This window comes from Streptomyces marianii (assembly GCF_005795905.1).
Taxonomy (GTDB): domain Bacteria; phylum Actinomycetota; class Actinomycetes; order Streptomycetales; family Streptomycetaceae; genus Streptomyces; species Streptomyces marianii.
Genome location: NZ_VAWE01000001.1, coordinates 63,389 through 84,781, shown reverse-complemented (window position 1 = coordinate 84,781; position 21,393 = coordinate 63,389). Strand labels below are relative to the sequence as shown.

The 21,393-nt window shown below is 67.7% G+C and carries 15 protein-coding genes and 4 pseudogenes; 10 read left to right on the top strand and 9 right to left on the bottom strand.

The annotated features are described in order from the left end of the window. The first annotated feature begins 3 nt into the window (after positions 1–3). Complete coding sequence (locus tag FEF34_RS00335; protein WP_234043029.1) at positions 4–543, top strand: SMI1/KNR4 family protein; 540 nt, start codon at positions 4–6, stop codon at positions 541–543. Between the two features lie 36 nt (positions 544–579). Here FEF34_RS00335 and FEF34_RS00330 read toward each other — a convergent pair whose 3' ends face one another. The 3 genes and pseudogenes from FEF34_RS00330 to FEF34_RS00320 form a co-directional block, all read right to left on the bottom strand. Beyond that, entirely contained in the window at positions 580–1,929 is a 1,350-nt protein-coding gene (locus FEF34_RS00330) for an ISL3 family transposase (protein ID WP_199800618.1), read from the bottom strand. Positions 1,930–2,139: 210 nt separating this feature from the next. Next, positions 2,140–2,695 (bottom strand): annotated as a pseudogene (locus FEF34_RS00325) (transposase family protein); the annotation flags it as partial. Between the two features lie 124 nt (positions 2,696–2,819). After that, entirely contained in the window at positions 2,820–3,332 is a 513-nt protein-coding gene (locus tag FEF34_RS00320; protein WP_138051349.1) for a DUF402 domain-containing protein, read from the bottom strand. A 1,165-nt stretch (positions 3,333–4,497) separates the two neighbouring features. On the opposite strand from FEF34_RS00320, the gene moaA reads away from it, so the two are divergent. From moaA to FEF34_RS00305, 3 genes are read left to right on the top strand one after another with little or no spacing between them, the layout of a single operon-like run. Further along, on the top strand, positions 4,498–5,547 hold the full coding sequence (gene moaA, locus FEF34_RS00315; protein ID WP_199800617.1) for a GTP 3',8-cyclase MoaA: 1,050 nt from the start codon (positions 4,498–4,500) through the stop codon (positions 5,545–5,547). Positions 5,548–5,606: 59 nt separating this feature from the next. Further along, entirely contained in the window at positions 5,607–6,518 is a 912-nt protein-coding gene (gene moaC, locus FEF34_RS44055; protein ID WP_138051347.1) for a cyclic pyranopterin monophosphate synthase MoaC, read from the top strand. A 2-nt stretch (positions 6,519–6,520) separates the two neighbouring features. Beyond that, complete coding sequence (locus tag FEF34_RS00305) at positions 6,521–7,192, top strand: molybdenum cofactor biosynthesis protein MoaE (protein ID WP_138051346.1); 672 nt, start codon at positions 6,521–6,523, stop codon at positions 7,190–7,192. 410 nt (positions 7,193–7,602) lie between these two features. Here FEF34_RS00305 and FEF34_RS00295 read toward each other — a convergent pair whose 3' ends face one another. Next, on the bottom strand, positions 7,603–8,799 hold the full coding sequence (locus FEF34_RS00295) for an ISAs1 family transposase (RefSeq protein WP_138051345.1): 1,197 nt from the start codon (positions 8,797–8,799) through the stop codon (positions 7,603–7,605). A 193-nt stretch (positions 8,800–8,992) separates the two neighbouring features. On the opposite strand from FEF34_RS00295, the gene FEF34_RS00290 reads away from it, so the two are divergent. Beyond that, positions 8,993–9,787 (top strand): IS5 family transposase, encoded by a 795-nt coding sequence (locus FEF34_RS00290; RefSeq protein WP_138051343.1) that lies wholly within the window; start codon positions 8,993–8,995, stop codon positions 9,785–9,787. On the opposite strand, the gene FEF34_RS00285 is transcribed toward FEF34_RS00290, so the two are convergent. Then, the gene (locus tag FEF34_RS00285; protein ID WP_234042174.1) at positions 9,735–10,268 is read right to left on the bottom strand and encodes a hypothetical protein; all 534 of its coding nucleotides are present in this window, start codon (positions 10,266–10,268) and stop codon (positions 9,735–9,737) included. The genes FEF34_RS00290 and FEF34_RS00285 overlap by 53 nt on opposite strands. A 246-nt stretch (positions 10,269–10,514) precedes the next feature. Here FEF34_RS00285 and FEF34_RS00280 point away from each other — a divergent pair, with 246 nt between their 5' ends. Further along, positions 10,515–11,963: an NF041680 family putative transposase gene (locus FEF34_RS00280; RefSeq protein WP_171052754.1), complete on the top strand. Its 1,449-nt coding sequence runs from the start codon at positions 10,515–10,517 to the stop codon at positions 11,961–11,963. Positions 11,964–12,604: 641 nt separating this feature from the next. Here FEF34_RS00280 and FEF34_RS00275 read toward each other — a convergent pair. Continuing rightward, positions 12,605–13,602 (bottom strand): annotated as a pseudogene (locus tag FEF34_RS00275) (IS5 family transposase). A 221-nt stretch (positions 13,603–13,823) separates the two neighbouring features. Here FEF34_RS00275 and ltrA point away from each other — a divergent pair. Both ltrA and FEF34_RS00265 read left to right on the top strand, forming a co-directional pair. Next, positions 13,824–15,026 (top strand): group II intron reverse transcriptase/maturase, encoded by a 1,203-nt coding sequence (ltrA, locus tag FEF34_RS00270; protein ID WP_138051339.1) that lies wholly within the window; start codon positions 13,824–13,826, stop codon positions 15,024–15,026. A gap of 113 nt (positions 15,027–15,139) precedes the next feature. After that, positions 15,140–15,337 (top strand): annotated as a pseudogene (locus FEF34_RS00265) (ATP-binding protein); the annotation flags it as partial. Positions 15,338–15,351: 14 nt separating this feature from the next. Here the strand turns inward: FEF34_RS00265 and FEF34_RS00260 are convergent. Further along, complete coding sequence (locus tag FEF34_RS00260; RefSeq protein WP_138057186.1) at positions 15,352–15,897, bottom strand: AAA family ATPase; 546 nt, start codon at positions 15,895–15,897, stop codon at positions 15,352–15,354. A 213-nt stretch (positions 15,898–16,110) separates the two neighbouring features. Between FEF34_RS00260 and FEF34_RS43860 the strand changes: the two are divergent. Beyond that, positions 16,111–16,197, top strand: a pseudogene (locus FEF34_RS43860) (transposase); the annotation flags it as partial. Between the two features lie 19 nt (positions 16,198–16,216). Here FEF34_RS43860 and FEF34_RS00250 read toward each other — a convergent pair. Next, complete coding sequence (locus FEF34_RS00250) at positions 16,217–17,773, bottom strand: MFS transporter (RefSeq protein WP_234042173.1); 1,557 nt, start codon at positions 17,771–17,773, stop codon at positions 16,217–16,219. Positions 17,774–20,016: 2,243 nt separating this feature from the next. On the opposite strand from FEF34_RS00250, the gene FEF34_RS00245 reads away from it, so the two are divergent. Next, a complete protein-coding gene (locus FEF34_RS00245; RefSeq protein ID WP_138051335.1) occupies positions 20,017–20,475 on the top strand; it encodes a hypothetical protein in 459 nt (152 codons plus the stop codon). Here the strand turns inward: FEF34_RS00245 and FEF34_RS00240 are convergent. Then, a complete protein-coding gene (locus tag FEF34_RS00240) occupies positions 20,447–21,361 on the bottom strand; it encodes an IS5 family transposase (protein WP_234043027.1) in 915 nt (304 codons plus the stop codon). The genes FEF34_RS00245 and FEF34_RS00240 overlap by 29 nt on opposite strands. Positions 21,362–21,393: the final 32 nt, after the last annotated feature.

The following is a 21,393-nucleotide window of genomic DNA, read 5'->3' as shown; positions in this document are numbered from 1 at the left end:
GTGATGACTCTTCTTCGGCAGCACGCCCCGGCTGATCACGCGGATCTTCCAGGGCCCGCTACCGAGCAGATGCTCGCGGCCGCCGAGGAACGGATGGGGATCTCCCTCCCTGGGGATCTCCGGACGTGGCTGTTGCAGAACAATCTGGATCTACCTGAGGAAGATTTCGACGACGACGTGGCATGCTGCGGCTTCGACGGCTTCCCGGACGAGGGAAGCTTCTTTCTGGGCATCCGAGCGATAGAGAGGCTGTACGCGAACCGCTCCACGTCCTGTGGATTCGACCCTCCGGATCAGCCGGACAACCCGTTCTGGCGCAATGAGTGGATCCCGTTCCTGTCGGACCAGGACGGCTGGATGGGCAAGTTCATCGATGTACGGGACGGGCGTGTCGGCAGCTGGTTCGTGGGTGATCCCACGGTCACGGGAGAGTACGAATCGATGGCCCAGTATTTCGGCTCCGTAGCGGAGATGCTGACGGTGATCGCCGATGGAAGCTACCCGGTCTGTAAGTTTTCCGAAGGTCGGCTCGTCTGGTCGTGAGGCGGTTCCCCACCGCATGATGGCGGGTCTTCGAATTTAGTGGGGGTGCGCCTGCCGTCGGCTCCGGCGGGTGGTCGCACAGCGTGAGCGTAGGCGCTGGTTGGCGCGGTTGCGGAAGCCGAAGGCGTTACGCGCTTCGAGCTTGATGAGGCGGTTGTTGCCTTCGGAGGCGGCGTTGGTGATGCCGGTGGTCAGGTAGGTCTCGATGCCGTCCCACCACTGCTCGATGGTCTCGGCGAGGGTGAGGAGTTCGTGCAGGTGGGCGTGGTCGGCGACGTGGGTGAAGAAGCGGTGGCGGGCGGCGGAGATCGCGGAGCGGTCGGGGGCGTGGTGGGTGCGGCTGACGGCCAGGCCGAGGAGGTCGCGCAGGAGTTCCTTGGCCTGCCAGGCCGCGTGGATCTGCCGGCCGTAGGTACCCATGTACTCCAACTCGGTCTTCAGGAGGAGGCGTTGGTCTTCGGTGAGGTCTTCTTTGTTGCGGCGCAGGAGTTTGCGGACGGTGTAGATGCCGTCGCCCTTGCGGGCCCGGCGGCCGTGCTGCCGCCAGGTGAGGCGTCGGCGCAGGTCGGCGAGGTGGCGCTGGGCGAGTTGCACGATGTGGAAGCAGTCGACGACCACGGTCGCGTGCGGCAGGGCACGGTGGACGGCGGCGCGGAAGGTGGAACACAGGTCGATGGCGACGTAGCGCACCTGTGCCCGCCAGGATGCGGGCTGGGAGCTGAGCCAGTCGGCGACCGAGGTGGCGTTGCGGCCTTCGACCTGCCCGAACAGTCCTTGCCCGCCGATCGCGTCGACGAAGCCGATGTGCCAGGCGTCCGCGACCAGTTCCCACTTCTGCGTGGCCGGGTTCTGGGCCCAGACCGGCTTGCCCCGCCGGGTCTCGTCGATCCCGACCGCCTCGGTCGCGGGCGGCGTCTCGGGCAGGACCGTCGCGGCGTAGTCCTCAAAGCATCGCTGCACGATGGGCCAGCTCAAGGACAGGTCGCGGCCGGCCTGCACGACGGTGCGGGATCCGTCGCAGACCGCGGCCCCCGCCGCCCGGCGCAGGGCGGTGGTGGTGCGCATCCCGGCGGGCACCGCGTGGATCGCCTCGGTGAACGAGCCGCGCTCGCACGCGGGTTCGGCGCAGTACCAGCGTGCCTTGCGCCACCGGATACTCACAGGGCGTCCACCGCAGGGCAGGTGCCGGGGCCGGGTGGTGCGGTAGTCCTTCAGCCGGGTGGCGAAGACCCCGCACGAGGGGCAGGCCCGGGCGGAGTCCTCGCTCGTGACCACGTACACCGTCGAACCGCCCGCCCCGTCGTCCTTGACCTGCGTCACACTCACCCCCTCCAGCCCCAGAAGTCGCGTTGCCGCTTCGTTGATGCCGGTATCGTCGCTGTTCAAGCCCGTGGGGTTTCATGATCGGTTGCCTAGACAACAACCATGATCACGAAGGCCCGCGGGCTCCTTGCGTCCAGGGCGCCCGCACCCCAACCACCTCACACAGCGTGACCGGCGAGCGCGCCCGTCACCGCCGCACCCCCCACTAAATTCGAAGACCCATGATGGCGCCATCGCCGATCCGTCCTCACTCTGGAACGGCGATGAGCTTCGTCAGCGTTGCCGCTCCAGGGTGAGGACGGCTGCGACGATGACGGTCATCTGGTTCGGGCTGCCGCGGGCTCTGCGGAGGATCCGCCAGGACTTGAGGCGCGCGATGCTGCGTTCGACCGGTGCCCGTGCCGCTGGCAGGGCTCGGTTGACCGCTCGCTGGGTCGTGGTGAGGTCCCGGTTCGGGAGCCGTCTGATCGGTGTGGTCACCCAGGGGCCGGCGCCGATGTAAGCGCGGTCGGCGAGGATCGGAACACCCTGGCGTTCACATCTTGCCCGAGGGGTCGGCTACGGCCTGCACGTTCACGCCGTGGCGACGGTGCTTCTGGGAGAAGTCGGCCCGGCTGTCGCCGACGCGGTCGCACTCGGCGAGGGTGCCGTCGAGCAGGACGTAATCAGGACCAGTCTCGCGCAGGACACGCGGGAGGCCGGGTGCTCGGCCGGACAGGTGCTGGACGACGGCTTTGACGTAGGCAAGGGCGGTGCCGACGGATATGCCGGAACCGGCGGCGATCTGCGCGAGAGTGTCGTGACGACGGAGGTAGACCAGGCCCCTCAACGGCGCGGGAGCCCTGTGCGTTGCGGTCCCAATCCTGACTCGGCCTGGGTCACTCGATCGGTGGCCACTCTGAAAAAGCTCGGTAACTGCCTGGCCTTGATCGTTTTCCCGTGATCTTGGACACCTACGGAACTTGATCGAGCCGCGCCAACTGTCCACTCTTGGCCATGAGTTCGAGTTCATCCAGAGCGCTCTCGGCCATGCGCGTTGCCTCCGGGTCTCGCTCCCGCAGATCACTCGACGCGAACTCCTCCTCGTTCAGCCGGAACACGGTGGCCGCATCCGCCGACACCCACAGGTTCAGGCCGAGTTCCTCGACGAGGACTTCGCTACCGTCCAAGGTGCTTGGTCGTGTGACATTGCAGTACCAGCCCTTGAGGGCACCATCCGAGCCGCAGACTTCCTTGACCACGTACCAGCGGTCGCGCCAGTAGTGCTCCACGAAGAGATCGCCCGGTTCGAAGCGGACGAAGCCCAGGTCGCGTACGTGCGAAGCCGCCCAGTTCGTGCGGACCGTGATTCGTGCGCCATTGTCCTCGATCAGCTGCGCTGTGTAGCGGATCTTGGTCCGGCCCGCGTAGACCAGGGCCACGTCCACGGTGCGCGGCTCCCGCGAGTCAGCTGAGCTATCTGACATAACGGAACCTCTCGTAGGATGCAACCAACAATGAAGCTACTTCTTTATGGTACTCGCCGGGTTCGTTCCCGTCGTTCGTGGCGGTGCGTTGATGAGGTAGCCGATCGGCGTGGTTCTCTTCGCCCCGGTGGGCATGGCTGCTGGCGCTGAGTGCCCTGCGTCGCGCGGCTTCTTCGCCCTGATCGCGGGCACTGCCGCGGGGGGGTGTCCAGCCAAGGTGGTCCGGAGCCTCAGAGTGACTCCACGTTGACCCCGTGTCACATCGATCGAAATGATGACACACTTTGAATAAATGGAAAGATGGTAGTGGCGGGGATAACTCTATAGATGAATGTTTTGCATGCACGTAAACATAGCGCTCCTTCTGTGAGATCCTCGGGCGAGTCCCGATCAACCTGAATTGCTGGGAGCCGGTCGTCAAACCCGACTGAGGCAGCCGGTTGCAAGAGCCAGGCTGGATGATGCGGCAGCGTGGCGACGTCGCTACGCACGCCGCCGGTTTTCTGGATCACGGGTGAGGGAGCTGCCGGTCCCGGCCTGATCGTCGTCGACGCCACCGGTCCGCCCGTCGCCGGACGCCGCCGGGGCGGGCCCCTCGCCTGGTCGGTTCCTGCGAACGACCTCGATCGCCGTCGGCAGCAAGAGCAAGCACCTCTTGGGCGGTCGTGGCGCCGTCGGCTCTGTCGCGGCGCCATCCCCCTCGGCGATGTCGGTTTCGTCCCACGGAAGGCGAGGCTTCGCCAGCTCGTCCGCGGGTCGAGGCAGCGGCGTTTGCCCCGTCGCCGCTGACCGCGGTCATTCTGTGTTCGTGCCGGTCGTCGTCCACGCGGGCGGCTCGCCGCCTTCCTCCATTCGGGGGAACGCCCGAACCTCCGCCCCGTGGATCACCCGGTGGACTCTGGGAGCGAGGCGAGCCACTGCATATTGGTGTGAGAGTCACACGTCACAAGGAGCAAACCGTGAGTGCGTACCCGGACACAACCCTGATCGACAGCTGCCCGTCCCTTGCGGCCCCTCCGTCCGGCATGGCGGCCAATCCCGAGCGACCGGCCCGCTCGCTGATCGTCACCTCCGATCGGCCCCCCGCCTGGTTGGCGCCCGCGCATGCACAGTCAGGACGAGCCGATGCGTCGGCTACGCTGCGCGACGGCGGAGGCTGATGAGCATGACTGACAGCATCGCTGCCCGTCCGCGAGATCTCTTCGACCGGCCGCTGGGTGACCTACGGGTGTCTGTGATCGACCAGTGCAATCTGCGCTGCCAGTACTGCATGCCCGAGGAGCACTACACCTGGCTTCCCAGACGCGATCTGCTCACCATCTCCGAAATCGGCCGTCTTGCGGATGTGTTCGTCTCATTGGGCGTCACCAAGCTGCGTCTGACCGGGGGCGAGCCCCTGATCCGGCCCGAACTCCCTGAAATCGTCCGGGACCTTGCATCCAGACGCGACCGAGGCCTGCGCGATCTGGCGATCACAACGAACGGGGTGCTCTTGGCCAAACGCGCCCGCGCGCTGAAAGAAGCGGGCCTGCGTCGCGTGACCGTAAGCCTGGACACCTTGCGTCCGGAGCGTTTCGAGGCCTTGAGCCGACGCTCGAGCCATGGAGCGGTACTGGCCGGAATCCGGGCGGTACCCGAAGCCGGATTCACGGGGACGAAGATAGACACGGTGGTCATGCGGGGGTTCAACGAAGACGAGCTTGCCGATCTGATCGAGTACGCGCGCTCCGTCCCCGCCGAGGTGCGGTTCATCGAGTACATGGATGTCGGTGGGGCTACCGGATGGAGTTCGTCGAAAGTCGTGTCGCGCCTGGAGATCCTCCAGCGGCTGACGCAACACTACGCGGGCCCGCCGATCCCGCTGGACGAAGGCGGTCCGGCGCCCGCCGATCGCTATGCCCTTCCGGACGGCACCGTCTTCGGCGTGATCTCCTCCACTACCCAGCCGTTCTGCCGTACGTGCAACCGCAGCCGGCTGACCGCCGACGGCATCCTGCTCACGTGCCTCTACTCCCTTGATGGTTTGAATCTGCGCGAGCCCCTGCGCGGGGGTGCGAGCAACGAAGAGCTGCGCGAGCTGGTGGCCGAGGTGTGGCGCGCGCGAGCGGACCGAGGTGCCGAGAACCGACTGGCCCAGCGCGAAAGGGGTGCGTTCATCTCCCTTGACAGCCTGCGGCGCGACCCGCATCTGGAGATGCACACGCGCGGCGGCTGAGAGAGACCGCCACGCCGGACCTTGTACCGAAGGAACGACCGAATCCCTAGGAGACTCCTGTGACCGCGAATCGGTCCTGTACCGACGACCACTTGTCGCCAGTCAACCATAGCGCCTGCCAGGGCGGTGTCGGTGTCCTGGACACAGCCGGAGCGGAGCGGCGCCTTGGCCAGGTCCCGGGGTGGGAGCTCCGAGAGGGGCGCCTCACCCGGACCTTTCATTGCTCGACGTTCCGCGAGTCGATGGCGTTCGTCCAGGCCATCGCCGACATAGCGGAGGAACTCAACCACCACCCGAACCTGTCCTTGGAGGACAAGCGCGAGGTGAGGGTGGTGCTGTGGACGCACAAGCTCGGCGGGTTGACGGTGCTGGACTTCGATCTCGCAGCAGGCATCGACGCCGCATACCTCCCTGCGAGCAGCGGCACGAGTGCCTCAGAGAATCCGCATCCCCTGACGCACCTGGATGCCCGGGGTGCGGCCCGGATGGTCGATGTGTCGGACAAGGCGGTGACCGCGCGTGAGGCTGTCGCGTCCACTGCGGTGGTCATGGCCCCGGCCACCCTGTCCTTGATAACCAGCGGGGCCGCAGCCAAAGGCGATGTGTTGGCTACGGCGCGGCTGGCGGGGATCACGGCCGCCAAGCGGACGGGAGACCTGATCCCCCTGTGCCATCCCCTGAGCCTGGATGCGGTCCGGGTGGACCTCAGTGCCACGGCGCCGGACCGGCTGCTGATCACGGCGAGGGCGAAGACGTCCGGACGCACCGGTGTCGAGATGGAGGCGTTGACGGCCGTCGCGGTCGCGGGCCTGACCGTGATCGACATGTGCAAGGCCGTCGACCGAAGCATGCAGGTCACCGGCATCCGCCTGGAGGAGAAGAGGGGCGGGCGCTCCGGACACTGGCGCCGCACGACAGCCGACCAAGACGGCCACGTGGAGGCGAACGCGGCCGGGAGCAAGGAGGGATGACCATGGGAACCGACGTCCAGGTCCTGTACTTCGGGGTTCTGCGTGAGATGTACGTCCAGGCTCGTGAGGAGCGCTTCTCCCTGGCAGCAGGTGCCACCGTGGCCGATTTGGTGGAGCAGATCGGGGCCCGCCACCCGCGGTTCGTCCCGATCCGGGACCGGATCAAGATCGCAGTGAATGAGGAGTTCGCGCTTGACGGGCAGGTCCTGAACGTCGGTGACACCGTGGCGTTGATCCCTCCGATCGCCGGCGGATCGGACCGCTACTGCGTGGTGACGGACGAGCCGCTGCGGATCGACCCCCTGGTCGATGCGGTATCCGGCCCTGGGCAGGGGGCGCTGGTGGTCTTCGTCGGTGCGGTCCGCGACGAGCATGACGGCCACGAGGTCACCGAGCTGCACTACGAGGCATACCCGGCCATGGCCCTGCGGGCGCTGAATTCCATCATCGACCGCTGCGAGCAGTCGGCTCCGGGAGTAAGGGTCGCCGTCTCCCATCGCACCGGGGCTTTGCAGATCGGCGACGCGGCAGTGGTGCTCGCCGCATCCGCTCCACACCGCTCGGAGGCCTTCACCGCCGCACGGAGGTGTATCGAACTACTCAAGGAGGAAGTACCGATCTGGAAGAAGGAGTTCTCGTCGGACGGCGCCACATGGTTGGGACTGCGCCCCTGACGACCGGCGGCATTTCCGAGGAGCCGACGGAGGATCCGGAACGTGGCCACTGAAACGAACGCTACCGGGACCCGAGTTCATCGTGGTAATTCGCTGGACTGGTACGGCAGACATGCGGGCATGTACTTGTGGGTGTGTCAATTTGATTGATTAGAAGCCGTATCTCAACCGATCATGGAACGTGCGGGTCGAACAGGTTTCCCGCCGGGGTGATCTTCCCGTTGTGCGCGCATGAAGACAGGGCCTCTCGGTAGCTCGGGGATGCGAATCTGACCGAGCAGCGCCGGGAGGCCCTGGTGTCGTTGTTGTACGCGTCCGAACCCGTTCAGTTCAACTCGGCGGCTCCATCGTGTGATTGCCTCGCGCATGTGTACGGCAACGCGGCCGACCATCCGGACCGCAGGGCTTGATCAAGTTCCGTGAGTGTCGGGGTTGTTGGTGATGCCCAGGATGGCGAGTGCTCGTTCGGGTTCGTGGCGGATGGCGCGGGTGGTCTTGGCGATGTTGTCGGCTCCGAGGATCTTCAGGGTGCCAATGGCGAGGTTGCGGAAGGTAGCCATGGCGCGGGGCGCGTTGCCGGTGTGGACGGTCGAGGCGTCCTCGGCGAAGGTGACATCTCGGATGTAGTGGGAGGAATTCTCGATTCCCCAGTGCCCGCGGATGGCGGTGGCGAGGCCGGCGGGGCTGGTCTGGTGGATATCCAGGCTGGTGACGGCGTAGACGCTCTCGCGACTCTCGGGCTTGCCGGTGGGCTTGCGGCGGCGGTGGACGCGGATGGCGAGGCGGGCGTGGGGGAAGGCGATCCCGCCGAGGCTGTCGGCGATGGAACAGGTCTTGATCGACCGGGACTCGCGCCGTCCGTGGGCGGTGGCGGAGGCGGTGTGCTGGACGGTGATCGATGTCCAGGGCAGAGCGGCGAGCTGGGCGTACGCGGTGGGCTGGTTGGTCTTGATGACCGCGATGTAGTGTGCCTTCTTCGTCTCGACCAGCCAGGTGATGTTGGCCTTCACCGAGTGCAGGGCGTCGAAGGTGACCACGGCGTCAGCGAGGTGGAGTGGTGCCAGCAGGGGCTTGAAGTGCCGCGTCTCGTTGGTCTTCGCGCCGACCTCGACCTGTGCGAGCGTGGCGACGGGGTGATGCGTGACCGCCGCGAGCAGGTGCCGGCGCGGCGCGGCCAGGTGGGCCGAGCCCTTCAGCGCCTTGCCGTCCACGGCGATGACCCGCCGCGGTCGGGCCGCTGACGCATCCGCGCACGCGGACTTGCGGTGCTGGTCAGCGAGGTAGGCGCCCACGGCCTGGTCCAAAGCATCGCCGTCGACCGCCATGAGGACGCGTCCGATGGTGACCGGCTTGGGGCTGCGCCGCCAGCCGAGCAGGTGACGGCGGATCCTCAGGGTCGCCAGCAGGGTGTTCGTGGCCCGCTCGGCGAACTCGGCGATCTCGTCCAGGCTCTTCGCACCTGACACGGCCGCGCAGGCACACACCAGCAGGATCGACACCAGGGAGTACCAGCGGCCCCGGCGAGAACGCGGATCGGGCACCGATGCGAGGTAGGGGCACAGGTCAGCGATCCGGTCCGCATCCAGCGGACCCAGCTTCTCCAGCACGGCAGGTATAGGGGAAGATGCAACGGCAGGCACGGGACATCCTCATGATCATCTGGCTTAGTCACCACAATGATCACGAACCCTCGTGCCTGCACTGCTATCCGCTCCTACCGGCCCTGATCGTCAACCACCCGCTCATCCGCGGAACTTGACGGAGCCCTGTCCGGACCGGGAACGCCGGTATCCCTCCGACATGACGGACGCGGAATGGGCGGCCGTCCGGCCTTTGCTGCCGGTGCCGGCCTGGCTGAAGGGCCGGGGCGGGCAGCCCGAGGGCTACTGCCACCGCCAGCTGCTGGACGCGATCCGCTACCTGGTCGCGGGCGGGATCTCCTGGCGGGCGATGCCCGCGGACTTCCCCGACTGGGGCCGGGTCTACGCCTTCTTCCGCCGCTGGCGCGAGCACGGGCTGATCACGGAGTTCCACGACCGGCTGCGCGGACGGGTGCGTGAGCGGGAGGGCCGTGAGGCGGAGCCGACGACCGGGATCATCGATGCGCAGTCGGTGAAGGCCGCGGCCTCGGTGCCGTCCGTCTCACGCGGCTACGACGGCGGGAAGAAGGTGGGCGGCCGCAAGCGGCACATCGTGACCGACTGCCTCGGCCTGCTCCTGGTCGTCGCGGTGACTGCCGCGAACATCGGCGACCGGGATGCTGCGACGGGCCTGCTGACCCGGCTGCGCCGCCTGCACCGTGACATCTGCCTGGTCTGGGCCGACGGCGGCTACACCGGCGGCCTCGTCGACTGGTGCCGGGACAAACTCGCCCTGACTTTGGAGATCGTCAAGCGCACCGACGACATGACGGGATTCGTGGTGCTGCCCAGGCGCTGGGTGGCAGAACGCACGTTCGCGTGGCTGATGCATTCGCGCCGACTGGCCCGGGACTACGAGACGTTGCCGGCCAGCAGCGAGGCGATGATCCGGTGGTCGATGGTCACGCGGATGAGCCGTCGCCTGGCACGGCCACAGGCCGCCGGCCGGCACTGAAGGCCCCCGACGCCTCCGGCACGAGCCACCCGCGCTCCGCCAGGCGCCTGGACTTCGAGCGCACCCCCTCGACCTTCGCCGACGTCGTCTGAAGGCCCAGCCCCACCGCGATTTCCCTGGCCTTGAGCGGTCCCTGGCCCGCCGGCTGCCGCTCATCGAGCACGCCCAGGATCCGCTGGTAGTCCGGCGCCAGCACCGTCACCGGCAAGCCTTCGCGCCAAAGCGGCACGATCGACCCCGGCACCGGCGCGGGCGAGGGCGAGGGCACGATTTCCTGCTCCGCCTCGGTCACGGCAGTCGTCTCGGCCGCGGACACGGCCAGGGCCTCGACCAGTTCCTCCCGCGCGATCACCCGCCGGTCCAACTCGATCTCGGCGGCCTCCAACACCGCGGCCAACCCGGCGACTTCCTCCCGAAGCCCTTCCACCCGCACACGGGCCGCTGTCTCCCGCTCCCCCAGCATTCCCAGAACCGACGCCATCGCGCACCCCTTGCTCATGGAGCGGAAACAAGACGCCGGATCCCTCCCTCATTCGGAGCTACACCATGCCTGACCAGCAGAAATCAAGCGATCACGTTCGGTTGAGATACGGCTTCTTAGCTTGACGTTTAACCTCGCGCGTCACCCGACCTGCTGATCTGCGGTTCTTCCCGGGACAGTGGAGGCGGCCGTTCTCCACGCTTCGAGATGTCGAGTCACGAAGCACCGAGGGAACGGCCGCTGTGTATGAGTCTGTCTGTCGATGCGCCCGCAGGCCAGGCATTGGACGTGTTGTCCCGCTTTCGGGTCGAGTTCTACGAGAGCCTGTACGCCCGCGCGGACGTGCTCTTCGAGCTGACCGACGCGGTGCTGTGCACCGATGGGCCGGTCAAGACGCTGGTCGAGCTTTCCCTCGCGCATGAGATGCGGCGCGGGCACGGCGCCCTGTACGCGGCTCTGGACAAGGGCTGGTGCGAACCGGCCCGTATGCGCCGGGCGCTGGCCGACCTCCCGCTGCCCCGCGTCACCGACGGCCGCATCGCGTTGGCGGTGGACGTCTCCAACTGGCTGCGCCCGGACGCGAACACCAGCCCCGACCGGCTCTTCTGCCACGTCCACGGCCGCCGAGCCGACCGCAGCTGCGACCAGCTGATCCCGGGCTGGCCCTACTCCTTCGTCGCGGCCCTCGAATCGGGCCGCACCTCCTGGTGCGCCCTGCTGGACGCCATCCGCCTGGGGCCGGCCGGCGACGCCACCACCGTCACTGCCACCCAGTTGCGTGAAGTCGTCACCCGCATCATCACTGCAGGCCACTGGCACGACGGCGACCCCGACATGCTGATTGTGATGGACGCCGGCTACGACAGCGCCTACCTCTCCCATGCCTTGGCCGACCTGCCCGTGGTCCTGGTCGGGCGCCTGCGCTCGGACCGCGTCATGCTCCGCGACGCAGGCCCTGCCCGCTCCGGCCCTCGGGGCGGGCGGCCGCGCAAGCACGGCGGCGTGCTGACCTTCGCCAAGCCGGAGTCCTGGCACGCCCCCGAGGTCACCACGGTGACAGACACCACCCGCTACGGGAAGGCGGAGGCGATGGCCTGGGACCGCATGCACCCCCGCCTTACCCACCGTGGACCCTGGCTGGAGCACGCCGCAGAAGAACTCCCGCTGCTGCACGGCACGTTGATCCGACTCGCTGTGGAACGACTGCCCGGCGAGGCCGCCCCCAAGCCGGTGTGGCTGTGGTGCTCGGCCACCGACGCCGCCCCGCCCACCGTGGACCTGTGGTGGCGCACGTTCCTACGCAGGTTCGACATCGAACACACCTTCAGAATGATCAAGCAGACGCTCGGCTGGACCGCACCACGCGTCCGTCATCCCGCCACGGCCGACCTGTGGACCTGGCTGATCATCGCCGCGCACACCCAGCTCCGACTCGCCCGCCCCCTCACCGAGGACCTACGCCGCCCCTGGGAACGCCCCGTGAAGACCGAACGGCTGTCCCCGGCCCGTGTCCGGCGAGGGTTTCGCAACCTCCACCGGAAGGCGGCCCGTCCCGCAGCCGCACCGAAACCGGGCAAGCCCGGCCCCGGACGCCCGCCCGGAAGCCGCAACCAACACAAGGCCCGCATCCAGGACGTCGGCAAGACCGTCAAACGCGCCGAAACGATCAAGGAACACCAACAACAGCGAGGTTAAACGTAGGTTAAACGTCAAGCGTACGTCCAGCAGTCCGGACGTCGTCCCAGTTCAGAAGGGATGTGGATGATGTAACCGGACGTCAAGCTCAGGATAGCCAGCCGGTGGAAGTCCGGTCCGGGGAGACGCCAGGGTCCCCGGTAGCTGACTCCCGGCGTCACTCGAAATGGTGGCGTCGAAGTGGAGTGACAAGCGCCCTTCGGGGGTGTGTAACCGGCCAGTCCGCAACATGAAGTGAAGCCTGCAGCGTCGTCATTTAAGCCCGCCGGAAGGCGGGGCCAAGGAGGAGCCGAGCCTGTGCTTGAACGGCGAAGGCCATGGAAGGCGATCTTGGACCTGGAGCGGTCGCCGAAGAACCTCCCGGCGTAAGGGGCGTGGAATGGCCGGACGGGTGTCCTGGGAACTGGAGAGAGCCTCCTCGGCCCCGCGCATGCGGCGCGGGAAGCGTGGCCCGCCTATAACCGGAAGAACCGGGAAGTGGCGGGCTGCCGAGAGGCAGTCGGAGGGGGCCGTAGTAGTGCCGATCGGCGGGACAACACAACCCGCCGGGAGCGAAGGGCCCCTGCTTCATCGATGCGGATCGTGAACAGGGAGGGACCCGGATGAGTGCCGTATCGGCTAGGGCGTGTTCTGAGTTGAGATCACGGGAGGGCTGGCAGGCTGCGTAACCAGAGGATGGATCCGCGCAAGTGGAGCCCGGCGGCATAGCTCTCGGGCGTCTTGTCGTAGCGAGTGGCCAGCCCCCGCCATTCCTTGAACTTGTTGATGGCGCGCTCGACGGTGTTGCGATCTTTGTAGAGCGCGGCGTCGTGGCTGACCGGGCGTCCGCCGGAGCGTCCCTTCTTCTTGCGGTTGGCGGTCTGGTCGGCCTTCTCCGGGATCACCGCCTTAATGTTGCGTCTGCGCAGGTGGGCGCGGTTGGCGCGGGAGGAGTACGCCTTGTCGCCAGCGACCGCGTCCGGCCGGGTCCTGGGGCGGCCGACCGGGACACGCACCTTGATCTTCTTGAGGACCGGGATGAAGCGCGGACTGTCCGCGGCCTGGCCGGGGGTGAGGATGATGGACAGCGGGCGGCACCGCCGCTCGACGGCGAGGTGGACCTTGCTGGTCAGCCCGCCCCGGGAGCGGCCCAGTTCGGCGGCCCGCAGCCGGGCCCTGCGGCGTCGGCGCACGGCGCGGCGCTGTTCCCGCCCGGAGTCCTCCATGTCCGCGGGTTGCTCGCCTACGGGGTTGTTTTGTCCCTTTGCTGCAGCCCCTTTTCCTCCGCCACGGCCTTCTCCAGGTCCTCGAGGAGTTCCGGGGCGACGACCATGCCCGCCGCGTGGTGATGCGCGCGGGCAACAGTCGAGTCCACGCTGACCAGGCTGAGATCTACATCGTCGCGGGCCGCCGCCTCGGCGATCATCGCGTCCATGAGGGCCTGAAAGACCCCCTCACGCACCCACATCCGGAACCTGTCGTAGATCGTCGACCAGGAGCCGTAGCTCTCCGGCACATCTCGCCAGGGGCAGCCGGTGCGGAACCGCCACATCACCGCGTTGAAGTAGCTGCGCAGGTCAGGGATCGGTCCGAACGCACCCAGCGGCAGGTGCGGCTCGACCAACCCCCACTCGGCATCGGTCAGATCGCCACGAGTCACGCGACCGGTCTATCGCAACCGGCACCCTCCTGGAGCGGGAATGACCGAGCTCGTGATCTCAACCCAGAACACGCCCTAGATCCATCCGCCGGGAGGAAGGCACCGCGGGACCGGGTGGCCGTCCTTTGGACAAGGTCCGAGCCTTGCGGCGGACGCTCTACCGATGTGCCAAGCAAGAACCCGAACGCCGGTTCCATGCCCTGTATGGCCATGTCCACCGTATGGACGTTCTTCGGCGGGCGTGGGCCGGTGTGTGTGAGAACCGGGGAGCCCCCGGCGTCGACGGCGTGAGTGTCGACGCGGTGGCGGCCTCGGGGGTGGACGCGTTCCTCCAGGACCTGGCGGAGCAACTGCGGACGTATACGTATCGTCCGTCGGTGCTTCGGCGGGTAAAGATTCCCAAGCCGGGGCGGCCGGGGGAGTTCCGGCCGCTGTCGATTCCCACCGTGGCGGACCGGGTGGTGATGACGGCCGCGAAGCTGGTTCTCGAACCGGTCTTCGAGGCCGGGTTCACCGAGGCGAGCTACGGATTTAGGCCCAAACGGTCCGCGATCGACGCGTGCGAAGGCGTGCGCCTGTCTGTGAACCAGGGCCGGGAGTGGGTCTTCGAGGCCGATATCCGTGACTGTTTCGGCACGATCGACCACGAAGCGCTGATGGCCCAGGTGGCCCGGCGTGTGGTGGACCGGCCGATGCTGAAGCTGATCCGGGCCTGGCTTCGGATGGGAGTGCTGGAGGGCGGGGTGACCTCTCCGACCGGGGCGGGAACCCCACAGGGCTCACCGGTATCACCTCTGCTGGCGAACATCGCCCTGCATGTCCTCGATGAGGCGTGGCAGGACGAGGGCCGCCGGCTGGGAGTGCTGGTGAGGTACTGCGATGACTTCGTGGTCTTGTCGCCGACCAGCCAACGGGCCGAACAGGCACGGGAGCTGGCAGCGAGGGTGCTGGACCGGCTCGGGATGCGGCTGCATCCCGAAAAGTCCGGGATCACCTGCCTCAGCAGGGGCGGGCGAGGCTTCGACTTCCTCGGCTTCCACCACCGGAAAGTGGAGTCGTGGAGATGGCGGGGCAAGTTCTATTTGCAGCGCTGGCCCTCGGTCAGAGCGATGCGGGTGCTGCGGGACAAAGTCCGCGCGGCCACCGGACGCTCCAAGATCGAACGGCCGGTGGCCGCCGTGGTCGCCGATCTCAACCCCGTGCTGCGGGGCTGGGGTGCGTACTTCCGCAACGGGAACTCCGGGCGGAAGTTCAACGCGGTCGACGGCTACGTTCACGAACGGCTGGCCATCCTCGCCAGCCGGAAACACGGACTGCGAGGCCGGAACTGGACCACCCGATTCACCTACGGGTGGATCACCCGGCTCGGGGTCTACCGCCTCACCGGAACCGTACGCAGGGCGACAGCGCATGCCAGTCGGTGAACGATGTCGGAAAGCCGTGTGCGGGAGAACCGCATGCACGGTTTGAAGCGGCGGGGACTGGAAACGGAGCGACAGCCACCGCGCCAGTCCCCGACCCTACTTAGACACTCCCGGTTCTGACCGAGCGGGAGGAGAAAGCCTCCGTGGCCATCGCCTCGAACGAATCGTTCGGAGGCTGGAGGAAGACTTTCACCGACCCGCGGCTCTGCGCGGCAATCGTGGACCGGCTCACCTTCGGCGGCAACATCATCGAGACCGGCCGCGACTCCTACCGCCTTGCCCACACCAAGAACCAGCAGGGCAGCAGCTGACCGCACAGCCTGGACTACCGGCCCGGGACCGCGCCGACGCGGGCCAGCACGTCGTCGGCCAACTCCTGCGAGCTCAGCTCGCCGTCCAGGAACACGGTGTCATGGGGCAGCGCGTCCACTGCGGCCAAACACGACTCGATCTTGGACTTGCACCACTCGCGGACCCGTTCGTCCTGCGCGGGGTCATCCGGCGTGAAGCTCCGCCCGTCGATCCGCTTCACCAGTACCTCCTCGGAGACCTTGAGGAAGAAGTGGTGAACAGCGAGCTCCGCGTCCTTCAACGCACCGAAGATCTCCTCGGCATAGCCGGGGTTGACCAGCGTCATGGGCACCAGGACGGGCCGCCGATATTCCTCGACGAGCCCCACGGCCAGCTCCGCGACCTGCCGCCTCCACAGCCGCAGATCCTGAGAATCGCCAGTCGGGACGTCCACGATCTCGCGCAGCACATAGCCGACCATCTCCGGGTCATAGACCAGCGCCTCCGGCCGGCGCGGACGTAGCTCTTCCACCAGCGTGCTCTTCCCGCTGCCGAACGCGCCGTTCACCCAGACGATCACAGACATCTCCCCGTCGACGGATACCTCCGCCGGCCACAGTTGCCCCCTGAACCACACACCGCGACGCGAGGGTGGGGCCAAAACTCACTGATAGATCATGCCCGAACGATCGACAAGTGGGGCCGAAACCCACTGACAAGTGGGGCCAGCTCACGCTGCCGAAGCCACCTGGTGCCGCAAGTCGCCCAAGGTCAGCGAGGTGTTGCCGCTTCCGAGGTCCGGATCGCGATCGTCTGCGACAACGTCTTCCCGCACTTGACCACGAAGAAGTGCCAGCGGGTCGGCACCTGGGCCACCGCGCCTCGTGAATACCCCGGGTTCAGGTGCGGGACGGGGCGTTGTCGTCACCCGTTGTCCGGGGGCGGGACCGTCGAGGCATGATCCGACCGAGCAACGGGGCCAGTGGGATCAGGAGCGCTGTCGCGGCGACAAGCGTGCCCAGCGTCGTGAAGGCCGCGGCGTACCCTTCCTGGAGGGCCTGTACGCGGGACATGGTGAGGTCGGCCCGTTGGCTCTCGGACACTGCCAGGCTGCTGAGCAGGGTGAGGCCGAAGACGCCACCGCATTTCTTCACGGTGCTGGTCAGTCCGCTCGCCAGACCTGCGTCCTGCCGGTCAGCACCCGCGGTGGCGGCATTGACCATGTGGACGAGCGCCACTCCCAAACCGGCACCGACCAGCAGCGATGGCAACAGGGCCTCGTCCCCGAAGCCGTTCTCCCCCTTCAGCCGTCCCATCCACACCAGGCCGACGGCCAGCGACACCTGGCCGAAGGCCAGGGCTGTGCCGGATCCGAATCGACGGCCCAGGCGGACGGCATAGACGGATCCCACACCGGACGCCACCGCGAGGGGGATCTGCCACAGCGCGGCCACGCCGGGACTGTCACCGAGGACCTGCTGCTGGTAGAGGGACAGGAAGAAGAAGAACCCGGTGGCTGTCATCCCTAGAACCGCCACACCGAGTTGGGCCGCACCCACCCGGGGGCCGGCAATGATCCGCAGGGGAATCAGAGGGTTCGCCCGGCGCCGCTCGAGTGTGATCAGCAGTAGGAGACCGGCGAGTCCCGCGCCGATCGGGACCAGGGCTCCGGGGCGTGACACACCCATGTGCCCGGCCTCGGCCGTGCCAACGGCCAGTAGGGTCAACCCGGACGCAAGCACGACGAAGGTCGGCAGGTCACGTCGGGACATGGTGCCGCGGGTTCCCTGATCGGACGGGGCTGTGACAGCACAGAGTGGTGCCAGTAGTGCCGCGAACGCAGCCGAGGCGAAGAATACCCCCCGCCATCCGACGACTTCGGTCAGTAGTCCGCTGAACAGGATTCCGGCGCCGCCTCCGGTCAAGGTCGCCATGCTCCACAGGCCGAGGGGCTTGGCACGGTCGCCCGCCGGGGCGCGCAAGAGGAACAGGGCAAGCAGGGAAGACTGCACCAGGGCGATCCCGGCCCCCTGGAGCACCCGCGCGGCGATCAGCGATACGCCGTCGCCGGCGGCGGCGACTAGGCAGGAGGCGATCGCGGACACCGCGAGGCCGATCAGTAGCAGGCGTCGTCGACCGAAGCGATCGGCGGCCCGGCCGGCCGGCAGCAGGAGCGCCGCAACGGCCAGGATGTAGGCGCTGACCACCCGCGACAGATCGGCGGGAGACAGATGCAGGTCAGCCCCCATGACGGGCAGCGTGATGTTGACAACCGTGCCACTGAGCATCACGTACAACTGGGTCGTGACCAGTACCGCGAGCGAAGCGCGATGCGCGGTCCGGCTACGAACCACCTCATGCTCCCCGGCCGCACCGGTCGATTCCGCATCGGGCTGACGGTCGCCATCCGACTCAGTCGCCGCATGGGTACGACGGGGGCCTGGCTGTCGCGTCATATGCTCTGTCTCCCTGTGAGGCCTGGGGCCGACCGGTCCTCGCCTTTGCGTGCCCGGACGAGCTAACCCGCTCGGCCGGGCCGCCGGGGAACCCTGGGACAGAGTCACCGGCTCGCACCGGCGTGCCGGTCGGACATCTCCCTCACATGCCCGGGTCTCCACCATCGCGGGGGATGTGCGACACCACGACCGATCGGCGGGCCGCCGAACAAGCCCGCGCGGCCCCACGACGGGGAGACCGCCGCGGGTCGCCGGAGCCGTGGCCTTCTCCACGCCTGGGCGCCACGACGACGTGAGCGACGGTGAGACACCGCCTGCCGTGCTCCACCGTCGACGTCGCTGTTCCGGAGACGGCGGTAGCGGTGCCACCGGGTCCACGGGCGAGAGCACCCCGGGCCCAGGCGGGAGTCGGCGGACGCAGGCAGCGCACCGGGCCCCGGCACCTCGCAGCTCAGTCGTCCGGTCGCTGACCGCAGAATGCGGCATCGTGCCGGAGTGGCTCTTGCGCCGGCAGGTGATCGGCGGCCGGGAGCCACTCGTCTTCGATGAGCATTGTCAACCTCTCCCTCCAGATCCTAACGGAACAGCACCCTGAACAGCACTGTGAACGGAAGTGGCCGTCTCCCGGTGAGCGGCCGGAAGACGGCGGGGCGGATCGTGTGCACAGCTCACCAAGCCTTCAGGCCGCGTAGAGTCGGTGTGTGCCCGGTAACGACAGCCCAGCGCTATCGCCGACCTGGCGACTACCCTTCGAACTGGCGTTGGAGGCGTTCAGGGCGGGTAGTACGCTCGTTGGAGCCGTGTTGATCAGTACTGAAGACCAGGTGGTGGCAAGCGGGCGGAACCGCAGTAAGGAGGCGGTCGCCCCACCCGGTCAGCTTGCTGGATCAGCGATTGCCCACGCGGAGATCAATGATGTGCTGGCTCAGCTGTCATCCCGGGCGCCGGTATGACGACCACTTTCTCTTCACCACGCTGGAGCCGGGCCTCCTCTGTAGCGGCGCTCTCCTACAGGCTCGCGTCGGTTTTATGAGCTATACCGCCTCTGATCCCTACTGTGCGGAATCGAGCGGGTTCCCTCCGTGATCGATTCTGTTTCCGCACGCTGGGCCCACCGGGAAGGTCCCGTTCAAGGGCCTCTCGCCGTGTTCGGAGCGATGCTCGTGCACCTCTGAGCACTCCGTCACGCGCCGGAGAAATGTGATCGAGCCGGTGGCGGGCAGGCGCTGGCGCTGCAGTGCCTTGGCATGCCCGGCTTTGTCGAAGCCGAAACGGCTGAGACTGCCTATCGGCTCGCGCTGCCTCGGATAGCTGACGCTGATCTTTGACCAGAACCCCTGTTCACGAGTCAGCAGTCGGGTTCCAGTGCGGAGGCGCCGCGACCGCCTCGAGATGACCGTCCGCCTCACGTGCGGGGGCCGCGTCCGGCGCGTGCGGCCGCCATGCCGCTGCCCGAACCCAGGGCCGCCGTTTCGCCGAACCCGTCCCGGTACACACCCTCAGTGGTCCATCCCCCAGCGTGGGGTGCCGGAAGCAGGGCCGACGGCGGGAACCGGACGCGGTGCCCGGTCGACCGGCGGGCGGGGCTTCAGGCACCGGTAGTGCGTCGCCCGGGTGCAAGTCGGAAGCCCGGTCATGGACTGGGCGACGCCTCACCCCGGCCGGTGAGCAGCTGCTGGAGATCGACGCCGAAGAATCCGGCGCCCGCGATTGGCTGGAATCCGTACGCGGTGAAGAAGGCGAACCGTCTGTCCGAGTCCTCACGGTGATCGGGTCAGAGCACCATGAAGCGGTTCCCGGCACCGTACTCATCGTGCGCGAAGTGGCGCACGAGATCGCCTGCGATGCCCTGCCTGCGCATGGCAGGGTGGGTGAGGACGTAGTTGATCTGCGATCACGGGGTCGGGTGGCCGGGCACCTCGTTGCCGGTCTCGTAGCGCGTTGTGCCCTCAAGCCAGCCCACGACGTGCCCCTTGGCCAGTGCCACGTACTGTGCGAACACCTGCAGGCCGTTCTGCCGAAGCTCCTTGGCCAGCTGAGTCCGGCTCTCCGCGAGGAGCAGTTCGTACAGCTCCGCGTGGTGTGCGTCCGCCAGGCCCGTAAATCGGTCACGCTAGTGTGCTGAGAAGCCATCCGCTTTCCGAACGTGATCGTTTGGTTCGGGCTGGGTGGGCATGAACTCCGGCTGGCGGCGGGAGAGATGGGCGTGGTTCGTCTGCTCGTCTCGCTTGTGGAGGTGGCTGGTGCCGTCGGTGCTCGGTCTGCTGGAGGCTCGGGAGAAGAAGGTGCGGGAAGAGGTGGCACGGCTGCGGGAGGAGGCTGAGCGGGTGGAGGCTGCCCTTGGCGAGGCGGAACGGGCACTTCAGCGTCTGGCGGATGCCCGCGTGACGGTGGCCGAGGTGCTGGCCGAGCCGCCCGTCGTGGTCGCGGAGCCGGTGGTGAGTGCGGTGGTGCCCAGACGGACCGAGGGCATGACGGCGGCGGTCCTGCCTGCGGACTACCAGCGGATCATGTCCGTGCTGGAGTCGGATGCGGCCCGGGAGGGTGTGCGGTGCCAGCAGCTGGCCGCGGCCCTGGGCCTTCAGGCGGTCCCGGCGAAGGTCGAGGGGCTGCGGTCGAAGGCGAAACGCCTGGTGGAGCGGGGGTGGGCGCTCCAGGTGCGGCCGGGGGTGTTCACCTCGCTCGCGGCGTCGGCCGGCTGAAGGCGCCTGGCCGGCGCCCGGCCAGGCGGCTGCCCATGAGCATGGTCATGGACCACAGCACTATGGCCTCGTGCATGGCGGGCAGTGTCTCGTAGTCACGCACCAGGCGGCGCGAGCGCATCAGCCAGCTCAGGGTGCGCTCCACGACCCACCTGCGCGGCAGCACCACGAACCCGCTGGTGTCGTCGGTGCGTTTGACGATCTCAAGGGTGAGCTGGAGTTTCTCGGCTTCCCAGCCGACGAGCCGACCCGCATAACCGCCGTCCGCCCAGACGAGGCGGATGGAGAAGTACATGGTGCGCAGCCGCTCGAGCAGCGGGACGGCGGCGTCGCGGTCCTGCACGCTTGCCGCGGTCACCGCAACGGCCAGGACCAGGCCGAGGCAGTCCACGACCAGGTGCCGCTTGCGGCCGCCCACCTTCTTCCCGCCGTCCCACCCGGACGTCGAGCGCGGGATGTTCGTCGCCGCCCGCAGTGACTGCGAGTCCACGATGGCGGCCGTCGGGTCCGACGAACGGCCTTCCTTCTGGCGGACCTTGTCGCGCAGCCGGTCGTGGAGCTCGGTGAGCAGGCCCGTCACCTGCCAGCGTCGGGCGAACGCGTGCACTCGTCGGTACGGCGGGAAGTCACAGGGCAGGTTGACCCACTTGACGCCGTTGTCGACGACATAGCGGACCGCATCAAGCATGACGCGGTGGCAATAGCCCTCCGGCCTGCCGCCCCGCCCCTGAAGCCACGCGGGGACCGGCAGCAGCGGCCGGATGACCTGCCATTCCGCCTCCGTCAGGTCGGAGCCGTAACACGGGACGCGGTCCGGTCCGTCCGCCGCGTTGCCGAACCTGTGCGCGAGACAGTCACACGCCGGAGATGGCTCGTTGGACTCCACAGACGCAAGCGCGACAGACTGCAGCAACAGGG

Coding starts and splice junctions, on each gene's coding strand:
- FEF34_RS00305 (WP_138051346.1), top strand. CDS start 6,521: ATGGGAACCGACGTCCAGGTCCTGTACTTCGGGGTTCTGCGTGAGATG.
- moaA (WP_199800617.1), top strand. CDS start 4,498: ATGACTGACAGCATCGCTGCCCGTCCGCGAGATCTCTTCGACCGGCCG.
- FEF34_RS00250 (WP_234042173.1), bottom strand. CDS start 17,773: ATGACGCGACAGCCAGGCCCCCGTCGTACCCATGCGGCGACTGAGTCG.
- FEF34_RS00335 (WP_234043029.1), top strand. CDS start 4: ATGACTCTTCTTCGGCAGCACGCCCCGGCTGATCACGCGGATCTTCCA.
- ltrA (WP_138051339.1), top strand. CDS start 13,824: ATGGACGTTCTTCGGCGGGCGTGGGCCGGTGTGTGTGAGAACCGGGGA.
- FEF34_RS00320 (WP_138051349.1), bottom strand. CDS start 3,332: ATGTCAGATAGCTCAGCTGACTCGCGGGAGCCGCGCACCGTGGACGTG.
- FEF34_RS00280 (WP_171052754.1), top strand. CDS start 10,515: ATGAGTCTGTCTGTCGATGCGCCCGCAGGCCAGGCATTGGACGTGTTG.
- FEF34_RS00285 (WP_234042174.1), bottom strand. CDS start 10,268: ATGGCGTCGGTTCTGGGAATGCTGGGGGAGCGGGAGACAGCGGCCCGT.
- FEF34_RS00290 (WP_138051343.1), top strand. CDS start 8,993: ATGACGGACGCGGAATGGGCGGCCGTCCGGCCTTTGCTGCCGGTGCCG.